General features: G+C 59.6%; 10 protein-coding genes. 5 read left to right on the top strand and 5 right to left on the bottom strand.

Annotated elements, in window-relative coordinates; all coding sequences use genetic code 11:
- Nucleotides 1-3812 (bottom strand): SBBP repeat-containing protein (locus NZ960_08375; protein ID MCS7177606.1); only part of this gene is annotated, 3812 nt, incomplete at its 3' end.
- A 175-nt stretch (nucleotides 3813-3987) separates the two neighbouring features.
- Between NZ960_08375 and ispF the strand changes: the two genes are divergently transcribed.
- The 5 genes from ispF to NZ960_08350 are packed head-to-tail and all read left to right on the top strand — an operon-like array spanning nucleotide 3988 to nucleotide 9433.
- A complete protein-coding gene (gene ispF, locus NZ960_08370; GenBank protein ID MCS7177605.1) occupies nucleotides 3988-4461 on the top strand; it encodes a 2-C-methyl-D-erythritol 2,4-cyclodiphosphate synthase in 474 nt (157 codons plus the stop codon).
- Nucleotides 4437-6494 carry a HAMP domain-containing histidine kinase gene (locus NZ960_08365; protein ID MCS7177604.1) on the top strand — a complete coding sequence of 686 codons (2058 nt, stop codon included), beginning with the start codon at nucleotides 4437-4439 and terminating at the stop codon, nucleotides 6492-6494. The genes ispF and NZ960_08365 overlap by 25 nt, the downstream gene beginning before the upstream one ends.
- On the top strand, nucleotides 6487-6972 hold the full coding sequence (ruvX, locus tag NZ960_08360; GenBank protein MCS7177603.1) for a Holliday junction resolvase RuvX: 486 nt from the start codon (nucleotides 6487-6489) through the stop codon (nucleotides 6970-6972). The genes NZ960_08365 and ruvX overlap by 8 nt, the downstream gene beginning before the upstream one ends.
- Entirely contained in the window at nucleotides 6973-8283 is a 1311-nt protein-coding gene (locus tag NZ960_08355) for a GWxTD domain-containing protein (GenBank protein MCS7177602.1), read from the top strand.
- A gap of 19 nt (nucleotides 8284-8302) precedes the next feature.
- Nucleotides 8303-9433 carry a GNAT family N-acetyltransferase gene (locus NZ960_08350; GenBank protein ID MCS7177601.1) on the top strand — a complete coding sequence of 377 codons (1131 nt, stop codon included), beginning with the start codon at nucleotides 8303-8305 and terminating at the stop codon, nucleotides 9431-9433.
- Nucleotides 9434-9447: 14 nt separating this feature from the next.
- Here NZ960_08350 and NZ960_08345 read toward each other — a convergent pair whose 3' ends face one another.
- The 4 genes from NZ960_08345 to NZ960_08330 form a co-directional block, all read right to left on the bottom strand.
- Entirely contained in the window at nucleotides 9448-10749 is a 1302-nt protein-coding gene (locus tag NZ960_08345; protein ID MCS7177600.1) for a guanine deaminase, read from the bottom strand.
- 35 nt (nucleotides 10750-10784) lie between these two features.
- Entirely contained in the window at nucleotides 10785-11135 is a 351-nt protein-coding gene (locus NZ960_08340; protein ID MCS7177599.1) for a hypothetical protein, read from the bottom strand.
- Between the two features lie 149 nt (nucleotides 11136-11284).
- A complete protein-coding gene (locus NZ960_08335; GenBank protein MCS7177598.1) occupies nucleotides 11285-11875 on the bottom strand; it encodes a hypothetical protein in 591 nt (196 codons plus the stop codon).
- Nucleotides 11876-11886: 11 nt separating this feature from the next.
- Entirely contained in the window at nucleotides 11887-13371 is a 1485-nt protein-coding gene (locus NZ960_08330; protein MCS7177597.1) for an OmpA family protein, read from the bottom strand.
- Between the last annotated feature and the right edge of the window lie 5 nt (nucleotides 13372-13376).

The raw sequence follows: 13376 nt of genomic DNA, 5'->3' as shown, positions 1-13376 counted from the left end.
CACTGGTACTGCGGCTGGTACGTCGGCGGCGCCCCCACAACCTCCGCCTCCACACTCAGCTCCGCCCGACCACCGAGGGCAGTGGCAACAGTGTCGGGCGCTGCCGTAAACTGGACATCGCCTAGTACGAAGACCACAGCCGGGTCCGTGGGGAGTTGCTCCGTACCGCAGGTACCGAAGAGTACGCACCGGTATCGCCCGGACGAAGAATACTGCAGGTTGCTGAGTCGAAGCTGCCCCTGCGTTGCACCAGGGATGTCTTGCCATCCTGCAGGGGTCTCCCGCTGCCACTGGTAGCCGAAGATGGTCCCGTTGGCAAGGACCCCCAGCACAACCTCTCCGCCTACGCATGCAAACTGTGACTCAGGCTGCTGCGTGATTTCAATCGGCGACCACACAATGAGAATGCTCAGGTTGGACAGCACGGGAGTTGCACCACTGTTGCCTGTAACCAGGCAGGCGTATGCACCTTCGTCAGTTGGCTTTGTGTTTTGGATAGACAGCGTTGGGGTTGTAGTGCCGAAGAAACGGCCATCGTATCCCTCAGGGATTGGCGCGCCATTCCGTAGCCACTGGTAGGAGAGGCGTGCGTTGAAGGTGGCAGTAGCCTGGATACGGAGCGTCGTGGAGGTTCCCAGGCAGCCTCGCGTCGTGTCCACAGGCTGTTGTGTAATTGTGATGACAGGGATCACCTCATCGGCACCCATGTACCAGACACGCCGGCCCTCGCCGTCAATGTCAACGGGCACATCGGCATTCTGCGGTACACCCGTGTACAAAGGCTCATCCACCTGCGTCAAGTGCAGGTCGGTACCTGATGCCCAGGGAACAGGTTTGGATATCGAATTCGCATCATAATTGGTGGCAGTTCGCCAGTCAGCGAGAGTTTGCCGATTGCTGCCCCCGAACCACCCAATTGGACCACTGACGCTGTAGAGGTTGTTGTAGTTGCACGCGCTGGGGCTGGCAGCAAAGGCGCTGTTGGCCCAGATCGCCCAGCCTGTCCCGCTGTTGATGAAGATGTTGTGCGTAACCCGCAGGCTGCTCCCAGCAGCGCTGTAGAAGGCTGCAGAGCTGGCGTTCGTGCTGCGCACGTTGACGCTGTTGTGCACGATAGCGATATTCGAGCGCGAGCGTATGTCTATGCCACGGGACAGGTTCGCTGTGTTGTTCCCGATCTCGATGAAGTTGTTCACGATACGCGCCGTGGCAGCAACAGAACTGTAGAACGAGTTGACGAGCACTCCGCTGCCGCCAGGCATGCCCCACATGTGGTTGCGTTCCACCGTGATAGCGTTGTCGTTGAACAGGAAGTACAGGTAATATCCACCCGAGGCGATAGAGGTGGGTGACCCAATCAGTTGATTCCGTACCACAACAGGGGCGTCTAAATAGAGAGCATACAGTGCGCCAACGTAGAAGTCGCGGATAGTGTTGCCCTCCAACCGCAGCCCTGTTGTCAGTGGGAACCACCAAGAACCGACAAAGACACCGACGCTGCCATTGCGAATCGTGTTGTTGCGCAGAACAAGGTTATTGTGGTTGTTCTCGTACGCGTAGACAACGGCGTCGGCCGTTGCCGTGCTCGTGGAGCTACGCCCGATGAGCTGGCACCCTTCAATAGTGACGTCGTCGCAGCCAGCTCCCAAGCTGGAGCTGGTAGAAGTCAGCCAGATGACGCGCCCGAACGACGCTCCCGTATTTTGGATTGTTAGGTTGCGCAGCACGACGTGTTTGAGCTCGTTCAAGCGCACGACGAAGTTATCCAGCGACGAAGTAGCAGCGTATCGCAGCGTAACGCTGGCAGCATTGCCAGACTCGGACTCGAAGGTAATCCGGCGCGTTGGAAGCCCAGCGCCTGGTATTGTGGCGTTGAGGTTCAACTGCTCTGTGTAGACTCCACTACGGACGCGGAAGGTGACCGTGTCCAGGACACCGCCGATATGGAGGTAGTTGGCAGCCGCCGTAAAGCTGGGGAAATCGGGGCTTGTGCCGCCAATGGTATAGGCACCCGCCAGGGCTGGCGCACGCTGAGCAGTGAGGGCATTGTTGGAAGCGTCCTCATCGGTTAGCCCGTTGACGGCAGTGATGCTGAACTGCAGGTTCACGATCGTCCGGGGTGCGAAGTTGAGTGTGCCCAGGGTAAGCGTCGTAACAGCGTCTGAGCTCAGTGTTCCAGTCCACGTCTGCGGGGACTGCGGCGTCCCGTCCACAGACCATGCAACGGTAATGCTGGTGATAGGTTGCCGTCCAAAGTTCTGTAGGCGGATTGTCACGCCTTGGTTGCCCGAAGCAAAGGGTGGCTGTGGGTTGGCAAGCCCTACAATCCCGGCATCCAAGTTAGGACGCACACGCATGGTGGCCAAGAACCCTGCTGCGTAGTAGTAGCAGCCAGAGGTGTAACTGTCATTATTAATGCTGATGTTGCCAAAGGTGAGAGGCGTGCTCAAGAAATACCCAGTAATAGCCGCCTCTCGACGTGGGCGGGAGACACGTAGGTGGTAAAGAATATCGGTGCTGTTACCCGTAGCTGCTACGCCGAAGTCGGCTGTGCCATCGCTTTGCCACACCAAGATGAAGACGTCGGGGGTTGCGCTCACCGAGATTGTGGAGCTTCCGAAGGTGAAGCTGCCGTAGTGGTAACCACCCAGGTAGATGTTCCCCCTATTGTCAACGTCGATGCCATAGCCATACGTAGAGACGGTACCACCGACGATGCTCCCCCATTGCGCAACCCCATTGGTGTTGAAGCGGACGGCAAAGGCTTGAGCAGTAGTAGTGCCACGGCTAATCGTGATCGTCCCTCCACCACTCCCGGCAGCAGAGATAGCATACGCGGGGTTAGAAGTGGTATAGCCTGTCAGAAACGAGTTGCCCGAAGCGTCAGTGGACATATCGTACAAGATTTCTGTACTGGAGCCGACCATAGCGTTAGCTACCCAGAGAGCGGTGCCGCTGGGGTTGAATTTCGCCAGAAAGATCTCAGGAGTGGCGTAGGCGACGGACAGAGACATTGCAGTTGAGCCTACATAGATGGGGTTGCTGTAGTAGTAGCCCGATACATAGACGTTGCCGCTCTGGTCTACCCCGACGCCATATCCATACTCCGAGGAGCTCCCACCAATAGCTCGTGCCCACTGGAAGACTCCGTTGGTGTTATAGACAGCGACGAAGGCTTCTACACCGCTTCCCACGGCCGGGAGGGTAGTGCCTGTAGTGGAACCGGCAGAGAAGAACGTGGTTGAGCTACTGAAATAGCCAGTGAGATAGCTGTTTCCGTTGGCATCTACAGCAAGGTTGTAGACGATGTCCGTCGAAGTCCCCGCCATACGAGCAGCCCACAGGACATTGCCGTTGGCGTCGTACTTGACCAGGAAGACATCAGGTGTCGTTGCTGCCGCTAACGACCAGCTTCCGAAAACAGCAGGATTGCTGTAGTAGTACCCTGTAACGTAGACGTTCCCATTGGCGTCAACCCCAATGCCGTAACCGTAGTCACTACCGGTGCCACCACCAACCCGGACCCACTGCAGGACCCCGGTAGGACTGTATTTAGCCACAAACATGTCCACATGAGCGCCGAAATTGTAGGTGTAGTATGTCACGCCTTCGGCGGTGAAGTAGTAGTAGAAGTACCCCGTCACGTAGACGTTGCCTTGGGCATCGGAGGCGACCCGCATGGGGTACACATAGTAGTCATAGCAAGCACCACCAATTCGGCGCGCCCAGAGCCAGGACTGCGCTGATGCAGGGAGATGGAGTAGGACCAACGATGCCAAAGAGGTCAGCACCAAGAGAGCCCGCTGTAGCATTATGGCCTCATCTACTATCTATGGGACATGCACACTGACGCTACACGCGCGCAAATATACACAATCGGGCAGACATCCGACAGCCATAAGGTGGCTTGCAGGGAGTTCCCGGCTGACGGCAGCGCTACTTGAAAAGCCTGTAGTTTTGTTTGAGGAGGTCGACAGATGTTGCGAGATGGTCGGGTTTGGCTACGACGTTCATCGGCTGGTGGACGGAGGCAAGTTGGTCATTGGTGGAGTAGAGATCCCTTCGCCGAAGGGAGTGCTGGCTCATAGCGATGGGGATGTCTTGCTTCACGCCCTCTGCGACGCCCTCTTGGGAGCTGCCGGTCTGGGAGACATTGGGGAGCACTTCCCGGATTCGGACCCAGCGTACCGGGGCGTCTCCAGCCGCGTCTTCGTTGAGCGGGTAGTTGGGCTGCTTGCGGAGCAGGGCTACCGAGTCGTGAATGTTGATGTAACGGTGGTGCTACAGCAGCCGAAGATTGCTCCCTATCGGGAGGCGATGCGACATACGATCGCAGAGCTGTGCCGGATACCGGTAGAGCGGGTGTCGGTGAAGGCAACGACCCCAGAGCACCTTGGGTTCGTCGGACGGGAAGAAGGGATTGCAGCGTTCTGCGTATGCGAAATCCAATCGGTCTCGTAGGCTTCCTCTTGCTCGGCGGTTGTGGAATCTGGCAGACACCAGTGGGAGAACTTCGGCTCGAGGCTGAAGGCGCTGGGGATGACGCAGTGGTGGCCGTTGTACAGGGAGCCGACACTGTCTGGGCAAGCATAACGACTGTCGGGAGTGAGGCTTGGGGGATTCCCCATGCTACGCAGCTAACCTTGCTTCGAGCGCGGCACGATGGGGTTGCTGCCAGGCTACCGGGGCGGTGTTGGGCGGTGGTTGGCGATTCTTTGGTCTGGGTACTGATTGATGATGGACGGCGGTTCGAGTGGATCGGAGTGGATGCTCAAGGGAATGAGCGGGTCCGACTAGCAGCGAGGGGAGGACCAGAGGGAGCCGAGGGGGGTATACCCGTTATAGGCGTAGGATGGTGGCTCTTTGCCGGCCGGCAGGGTGTATGGACCTACGAACGTGAGCAGGATCAGTGGAAGAGGGTGGCAGACCAAGTAGCCTACGTTGCTGGAGACCCGATACAGGAACTGGCAGCGTGGGTGAGACGCGAAGGGATGCGGGGGGCACTGTACCGCGTGTGGCGTTCTGGCTCCCCTCTATGGCTGACGGCGGTGGAGCAGCCGGAGAGCGCCCAGGTGTGGATACTTCCAGATGGTCGGATAGCCCTTGCCGAGCAGCACTCGGAGAGGGAGACACGAGTGAGAGTATGGAGGGCCGATGGAGGCCTGGAGTCTGATAGGAGATTTCCAGCCCCCGTATCTCAGGTAGCTATCCTGGTGGACGGAGACGCAACCGTTCCAGTATGGCTGGATCAGCAGGATGCACAGTGGAGGTTGCGTCGCTTGGACAGAGAGAAGCCCATAGCAACTCTCCCTGCGGGTGGGGATGCAACTCTCCACAGTGCGTACGGATGGTGGTGGGTGGTGACCGGCGGAAGGCTCGTGGTTGGTGACCTTGGTGGAGTCCACGCTCAGGCAGAGGTAGACGGCTCCGTTCGTTTAGTGGCCAGTCTTGGCGCGAGTGCTCTCCTCGCTACAGGTCGGCGAATTCAGCTCTGGCGGCTCTCCGCAGTGCCGCTGGTGCGGAGGGCATTGGTCGGGCTTGGGTATGGCTTGGGAGTCGGAGGGGTTGCTCTTCTCTTTGGAATCGCTGGGTACCGGATCTGGCGAGCCGCGCTGCGACGTGCTGTCTTCCGCTTCTTGCAGCGTGGGATGGCTTCGAGTCCTTCCCGGATTGTTGAACTCCGGCCGAATCGCTACCGAGCTGACCCTTCGCTAGCGGTAAAGAGCCAGGTAGGTGGAGGACAACCCAAGTCCGTGGAGGACCATAGAGACAATCTCCCCTTCGGAAGACCCGTAGAGCGGCCGGCTGCTGCACAGCTCAGATTGGAGCGGTTGGGCCAGCAGTGGTGGCTGCATGTTCCTCTTGGAGCCCGCTGGGAGTGGCAACTCGAGCTGACTCAGCTCTTGGAGGAGCAGCAGATTCGGCTGGCAGGGGTCTTGGCCCATGAACTCTATGGGGAGCTTAATTGGCTAGACAGGGCTTTCAAGGAGGGTGACAGGGAGAGGATGGGCCAGGTACTTCGGCGGTTGCGTTCTCGGATTGAGAGTGCGCGTAGTCTGGCCCGGTCTGCTCCGGCCCAGGCATGGACTGAGGTGAGGGATTTGTGGGCACAGCTTTCGGAAGCCTACGGGGATCTCGTCAGTAGCGGAGTGCTTCGGCTCATCCAGCCTCCGTTTCCGCTGTTCCTTGAAGGAGATCGCCGGTGGCTCTTCCACGTGTTGGCCAACTTAGTGGAGAATGCGTGGAGGGCTGTCCGGGGAAAGGAGGATGCACAAATCATTGTGCTGGCCTCCCCGCAGTCGAGCTGGGTTCTGATAGAGTTATGCGACAACGGTCCGGGGATTGCGGAGGCTGTAGAGCCAGGATTGGGAATGCGCATTGTCCGGGAGCTGGTCGATGCCCAAGGTGGTAGGGTCGAGTGGGGCAACAATCCAGAGGGAGGAGCACGCGTCCGACTGTGGTTCCGCCGAAAGCAGAGCACTGCCCATGGCTGAGGTTGTCATGGCGGAGGAGCTGCGAGGACGGCGCCTGTTGGGTGTCGACTTTGGACTACGCCGTGTGGGGTGGGCTGTCTGCGATGAGCTTCACTTGAGCGTCACTCCCGGCGGGGTGTTGCGGTACGATCACCCTCGCTTCTGGGAGGAACTACAGCGGGTCGTGCAGACCGAGCGCGTTGCAGCCTTTGTTGTCGGGATGCCGGTCGGCGGCGAGGAGTCCCCGAGGACGCGCCCTGTCCTGGAGGCTCTCCGAGCGTTTGTCAAGCAATTGCGCCAGCGCTTTCCACAGCCGGTCTATGTCTACGATGAGACAGGCTCCACTCGGCGAGCGCAGGAAGCTATGAGGGTTTTGGGGATTTCGCGTAAGCGGCTCCGCCAGCGGGGGCAAAGTGACCGGCTGGCAGCAGCCTTGATCCTTTGGGATTTCCTGCAGGAGCTCCGCGCATGGGGTAAGGTACGATCGGAGGAGCTGTGAATGAGGCGGTGGGTTGTAAAGCTTTACCTGTGTGCTGCTGTCCTCTGGAGTGAGAGTGTCGCACAGCAAGACACAGAGTTGCTGGGGCGCTACTTCTTCGGACAGTTCGGCGAGGGATGGTTTGCAGAGCTCTACGCTCTGCCGGAAGGGGCTGATTCCATGCATGTTGTGGTGCTCGTGCGAGTTGCGTATGCCGTACTGCCGTTTGAGCAAGAGACCATCCGTGGGGGCTTTCGGGCCTTAGTGCAGTTGGGCACGGAGTTGTTGGACACTGTGGGGATTGTGCGCCGCCGGTTGGAAGTACGCGATACGCTCTGGGTGCAGCAGTACGAGGCGACACTGTCACGGGATTCCGCTTGGGTTCGCGCCATTGAGGTAGTAGTACCGGCCTCGGTACACCGTTGCCGCCTACAACTACTTCTGGCGCATCGTGAAGTCCGCCAGCAAGATCTTCCTGTCTCTCGGCAGCAGTGGAAGGCACCTCTGTTTGCAAGCACCTCGGAGCGAGAGCTCATTGCGCCGTTCGTGCTTGGCGGGGCTATTCCGTTTGGGGTCAACACGGTTCGGCTCCTCCTGTGGGATGCTCGGCTGCAGCCCGGGCAGTCGTACCGCTATCGCTGCCGACAGTTGCCTCCAGCAGGAGGCGAACGATGGTGGGACAGCACACCGGAACTCTCTGCAGGGCTTGTTGCGCAAGGTCCGGGGAGGTTAGAGCGGGTTGAGCATCCTCTCCCTCGGTACCGCGTGCGCTCCGATAGCGGGATTGGGGCTTGGATCGAGTCCCTCTTGACAACTGCGGAGCTGGTGCCTGGGCGTTACGAGCTCCTACTCTGGCGGGACGAGGAGCCAACGGACACGCTTCGGTGGGAGTTCCGAGTCGTCTGGGCAACGATGCCGCTGTCACTACGCCGGATTTCGTATGCAGTGCAGAGCATGTACTACCTGCTGACGAAGGAGGCGTGGTCACGGCTGCGCTCGGGATCGCAGCAGGAGCAGTGGCGAAAGATTTGGCAATACTGGAAACAGCGTGATCCTACGCCGGCAACGGCTTACAATGAGGCTATGGCCGTGTATTTCCGCCGAGTGGACTACGCCTACTTCGCCTTCCAGTCCGTTGTGGAGCCAGACGGTGCACAGACGGAGCGGGGGAAGATCTACATCCTCTACGGCCCTCCAACACACCTCCACCGGGAGCTCCTACCGGAGAGCCCTCCGCGAGAGCTGTGGACGTACGAGCGACTCCGGCAGCGTTTCCTCTTTGAACTACGGCCAGACGGACGCTGGCGGCTGGTCAGCATCGAGCGCCTGTAGCATAGAGGCTGCGGTAGTGATGGACATTCGGCTCGTTCCTCTCTCAGTCGAAGACCCCTCAGAGCGGCGCCAGTTCATCCGTCTTGCATGGCGCTTCTACCGGGACGATCCGAACTGGGTACCTCCGCTGAAGGCAGAGCAAAGCAAGCTGCTGGACCCACGCCGGAATCCTTTCTTCCACCATGCCCGTATGCACCTCTGGGTCGCGTGGCACGGAGCGGAACCCGTGGGGCGGATTGCAGCGATTGTCAATGAGCTCCACAATCAGCTCCACCAGGACGCTGTGGGATTCTTCGGCTTCTTCGAGTGTGTCCCTGATACAGGCGTTGCGCGTATCCTGATGGAAGCAGCGGCCGAATGGCTGCGACGCCAAGGGAAGACGAGCATCCGTGGACCTGTAAACCCTTCCATGAACGACGAGTGTGGACTACTCATAGACGGCTTCGACCGCCCTCCAGCGATCATGATGCCCTACAATCCGCCGTACTATGCCGAGCTGTTGGAGGCCTGCGGCCTCCAGAAGGCTAAGGACTTGCTTGCCTACCTCTTGACGGAGCAGTTCCTCTCCGAGAAGCTGCGGCGGGGGCAGCAGCTTGTGCGGGAGCGCTACAGAATTTGGGTGCGGGGCATGGACTTTCGCGATCGACGGCTCTTCCGACAGGACGTGGAGCGCATCAAGCTCATCTACAATCGTGCTTGGCAGCCAAATTGGGGCTTCGTCCGGTTGACGGATGCGGAGATGGAATTCTTGGTGGCTGGCCTTAGGCAGGTTGCAGACCCAGAGTTGGCACTGTTTGCCTTTCGAGGAGAGGAACCAATCGGCTTCGCTCTGGCTATCCCCGACATCAACCAAGTGCTCCGTTTCAACCGCTCAGGGAGCTTGCTTGGGGCACTCTGGCACCTTGCAACGAAGCGCAAGCGGATCGATGCTATGCGGATCATGGTCCTGGGCATCTTGCCAGAGTACCAGAACTTAGGGGCCGATGCCGTCCTCTACTATGAGTTGGGCATGCGGGGACTACGGAAGGGCATCCGGTTTGCCGAGGCCAGTTGGGTGCTGGAGGATAACTGGGCGATGCGCAATCCGCTGGAGAAGGCGTTGGGAGCACGGCTCTACAAGCGGTACCGCATCTACGAAATGCCCATCTGAGCTGCTGAGCCGATTCAACGGAGTCGGCGTCCGCGGACGAAGACCGCCTTGAGGGAGCTTGGAGGGGCTGTGTAGAGAAGTCGGCTGAAGAGCGCCTCTGGGGCTAAGCCTTGGAGAGTCACAGGAGGGACCCACGCAGATGCATCCGTGACGATGAAATCGGCTTCTTTGCCGGGGTCCAGAGAGCCGATCCGGTGCTCCAACCCTAGCGCTTGGGCTCCGCCGAGTGTAGCGAGCCAGAGGGCTTCCTCTGGCGTAATCTCTGTCGGGATCTCTTCAGGTGCTAAGAAGGTGCGTAGCTTTGCTATCTCGCAGGCATAGCGGGCCTCCTCCAGCACAGACAGCGAGTAGCCGGCTCCAACGTCAGTACCTAGCCCTACGCGAAAGCCCTCCCGGAGGTACCGGCGCAGTGGCATAATTCCACTCCGGAGGAACACGTTAGAGCGCGGGCAATGTGCGATGGCGCATCCGGCAGAGCGTAGGCGCGCCTGCTCGGACGGGGAGAGGTAGATACAGTGCGCGAAGATCGTTCGCGGCGTTAGGAGACCTGCAGCTTCGTAGATGGCCGTGTAGTCAGGAAAGTCTGGAAAGAGCTGGGCGATCCAGCGTAGTTCCTGAGGACTTTCCGCCAGGTGAGTCTGAAGCAGGAGCTGGTGCTGCTGAGCAAACCGAGAGCAGAGTTGGAGCAACTCAAGACTACAGCTGCCGGCGAAGCGTGGGGAAACGGCCAAGAAGAGCCGCCCATCATATCCGTGCCACTCACCAGCGATACGCTCTAGTGCCTGGAGAGCGTCGTCAGCAGGTGTGGAGAGCTCTACCGGTATGTTGCGGTCCATCAGCGTCTGACCCATGAACACACGTAGCCCGACGCGGGCGGCAGCAGTGAAGGCACGCGAGGTCGCTGCTACTGTTGGGGGACCGAAGGTGAGCAGGGTTGTAGTTCCGAACTCCAGGGCCGTTCGGAAGAAGGACTCGGCCTGCCGTTCGGCGAAGTCTGGGTCAGCATATTGGGCCTCCAGCGGGAAGATGAGCTCCCGGAGCCAAGTTAGCAGCTCGCCGCGATCCTGCCCCATTGCGGGATATTGCGGGAGGTGGGTATGTACGTCAACGAGGCCTGGGAGTAGAACGCTGTGAGGACCAAAGTCCACTGTGGGGGCTCCGGAGAAATGACGGCCAAGCTCTGCTGTTGGTGCGCGAGCAACGATGCTACCGTTAGAGGCCTCGACGATAAGGGCCCCGTCCCAGAGGCACTCTACTCGGCGCTGAGGAGTTGGATTCAAGAGCACACGCGCTCGGTACACCGTTACGGCCGCCATTGGGCCTCAGCATAGTGGAGCTTCAGTAGGCGAAGTCAACCCCGAGGGTGAGGCGGGTGACTGGCTGCAGGAGCTGGCGTTCCAGCTCTGCTAAGATCCGAGCGTTGCGGTACGGGTAGTAAGCTATACTGGACTGCTACCGACTGTTGCCGCAGTGGACGGTAGACAGAGCCCACGGGGGCGGTGACGAGATTAGCGAGAAACGCGACGGCATGCGGAAAGTTCGTGTAGTCAACTCCCAGGAGGCCACCGGCAAGCTCGTGCGCCTGGGTGTTATCGTAGCCGTAGAGGAGCTGCAGGAAGAGCTCAGTGTAATCCCACGGCATCCACCGCCAATCCAAGCCAACGCGGTAGCCTCGGATGAGCGTTCCTGCGGTGTCTGGCATCTCTCCGTAGAGCCCGAAGAGCCCTAACTTCAGCGGGAGTCTGATGTGGGCAAAGAAGACCTTGCGGTTGTCAGCATCAGCATCTTCGCCGATGTATTCTTCGATGCTGTTGCCGTTGACCGCTCCGACCGAAAGGTTCCAGGGTAGGCTCAGGTGACACCACGCTGGTACGTCAAGGGGAAGCGGCCGACGGTGTAGATGGCGTAGTCGCTACGCGTTAGTCGCAGTTCCCGTGGGAACATGAGGTCACAAGGCTGGAACTGCCCCAACTGCACACCCCACCCTTCCCATGGATGGAGGTGGACCCACGCGTCCTCGAAGAAAGGAGCTTCACCCTTCTCAAAGATGACGTAGGCGTAGAAGGAGGCAATGCGCCCAAGGGCCCCGCCTGTGAGGAACTTCACTGCCCATGGGGCCTTGAAGTCCTGCCGAACACGGCTCCCATCAGCACGTACTTCGGCCCATTGCTGGAAGCGGAAGCCCAGTGGGACACGATCGAACAGATTCAGGTGGTCGTCGCCTGTGTTAGGGACATAGGCCTTCTCCTGAAGGCCCTCGAAGATGTATCCACTGCCAGAGAACTGCTGGCCAAGGGCATTGAGCTTTGGGAAAGTGTGGTGGCAGGTAGCACATGAGAGCCCGTACTGGCGGGCAAAGGCCGGGATGGCTTCTGCAGTGTCATCTGAGCAGAGGAGCAGCCCTGCGATGAGAAGCAACCGTGCTGCTGAATGGGTCGGCATGGTAGCGGAGGTCACTGAATGACAGAGACCTCAACTCGGCGATTCTGGGCCCGAGCCTCTTCTGTGGTTCCCTGGACAAGGGGCCGACGCCGTCCCCAGCCTTTGGTTTCGATGCGCCGAGCATCTATCCCTTGCTTGACCAGGTAGTCTTTAACAGCATCGGCGCGTCGTTGGGATAGGCGGTCATTGTAGGCATCAGTTCCGACGTCGTCGGTGTGGCCTTCGATGAGAATGCGCACTGAGGGATACGCTTTGAGGAACTCTACCAATCGGTCCAGGTCTGGCAGGGACTCTTCCTTCAGCTCGGCCTTATCAAAGTCGAAGAAGACCAGCAGTCGAGTACGCCCGCGCTCGGCGGGAGTCAACAGGATGTCCTTCGTAATGGGGTTGACGGCGATGTCGCGTCCGACCTCAAAGCGCTCGCTGTAGAAGAGGTAGCCCTCTCGGGAGGCAGTGATGGAGTATGTCCGTCCTGCAGGGAGAGCAACGTAGTACTCGCCTGTCTCCTCGTCGCTATAGAGCTCAGCGATCTTTCGCCGCGTACGAAGGTCCGTAATCGTCATCGTTGCCCCAAGGGGCGCCTGAGTGGACGCATCACGGACCGTCCCTTGGACCATCAGCACAGGCTCTGGTGGATTCGGGTTGGGGACGACGAGGAAGACATCCAAATCCCCGGCAGAGGTTGCGCGGCTCAGGAGGGCAGCATTCTGGTCTGGCAGGGGGACGTAGAAATACTCGTCAGCAGGCGTATTGACCGGGGCAGCGAACTTCTCCGGCCTTCCGAAGCTTCCATCTGGCCCCATGCGGCTGACGAAAATGTCGAAGTTGCCGTCACGGTTGGAAGCGAAGTAGAGGGTGCGCCCGTCGGCTGCTAAAACGGGTGCCATATCGTCAGCAGAGGAGTTGAGTGTACGGAGTGCTACTGGCGCTGACCACCGATTCCCCTCGCGACGACACATCCAGAGGTCGGTGCCGCCACTGCCATCGGGCCGGTCGGAGGCGAAGATGAGTAGGGTCCCGTCGGCAGCAATGCAGGGCTGCGAGTCCCAGTGATTAGAGTTGACGGCCGCTCCGAGGTTAGCGACTTTCGTCCAGCGGTCGCCTGAACGGTATGCACTGTAGAGGTCCGTCCGTCCGCTGCCGCCGAGATCATGCTGGAAGGCAGCGAAGAGGAGGAGGTTCCCGTCCATCGTCAGAGTTGCACCTCCAACGTGGGTAGCGTCGCTGACTTCTCCACCGATTCGCCGAGGTGACCCCCAACGGTCTCCCTGCCGTTCCGCAACGTAGAGGCGCTGCCGCCCACCACCACGGCTGGAGGTTAGGTAGACTTCACGTCCCCCTCGAGCAATGCTGGTAACGAAGTCGTCCGCTGATGAGTTGAGGGCATCTACTGGCGTGACCTGGACAGCGGACCCCTTCGGGCGAGCCTGAATCTGTGCCCACAGTACGAGGCTATTCCCAACTACCAACGCTACAGCGGCGATGATTGCAGGCATTGCAT

Source organism: Candidatus Kapaibacterium sp., from assembly GCA_025059875.1.
In the GTDB taxonomy this organism is placed as follows: Bacteria; Bacteroidota; Ignavibacteria; order Kapaibacteriales; family HRBIN21; genus HRBIN21.
This window is presented reverse-complemented; position numbering and strand designations above follow the sequence as displayed.

Excerpts from the sequence above, each read along its gene's own strand:
- NZ960_08365 (MCS7177604.1), top strand. The coding sequence starts at position 4,437 with ATGCGAAATCCAATCGGTCTCGTAGGCTTCCTCTTGCTCGGCGGTTGT.
- ispF (MCS7177605.1), top strand. The coding sequence starts at position 3,988 with ATGGTCGGGTTTGGCTACGACGTTCATCGGCTGGTGGACGGAGGCAAG.
- NZ960_08350 (MCS7177601.1), top strand. The coding sequence starts at position 8,303 with ATGGACATTCGGCTCGTTCCTCTCTCAGTCGAAGACCCCTCAGAGCGG.
- ruvX (MCS7177603.1), top strand. The coding sequence starts at position 6,487 with ATGGCTGAGGTTGTCATGGCGGAGGAGCTGCGAGGACGGCGCCTGTTG.
- NZ960_08330 (MCS7177597.1), bottom strand. The coding sequence starts at position 13,371 with ATGCCTGCAATCATCGCCGCTGTAGCGTTGGTAGTTGGGAATAGCCTC.
- NZ960_08355 (MCS7177602.1), top strand. The coding sequence starts at position 6,973 with ATGAGGCGGTGGGTTGTAAAGCTTTACCTGTGTGCTGCTGTCCTCTGG.
- NZ960_08345 (MCS7177600.1), bottom strand. The coding sequence starts at position 10,749 with ATGGCGGCCGTAACGGTGTACCGAGCGCGTGTGCTCTTGAATCCAACT.
- NZ960_08340 (MCS7177599.1), bottom strand. The coding sequence starts at position 11,135 with ATGCCAGACACCGCAGGAACGCTCATCCGAGGCTACCGCGTTGGCTTG.
- NZ960_08335 (MCS7177598.1), bottom strand. The coding sequence starts at position 11,875 with ATGCCGACCCATTCAGCAGCACGGTTGCTTCTCATCGCAGGGCTGCTC.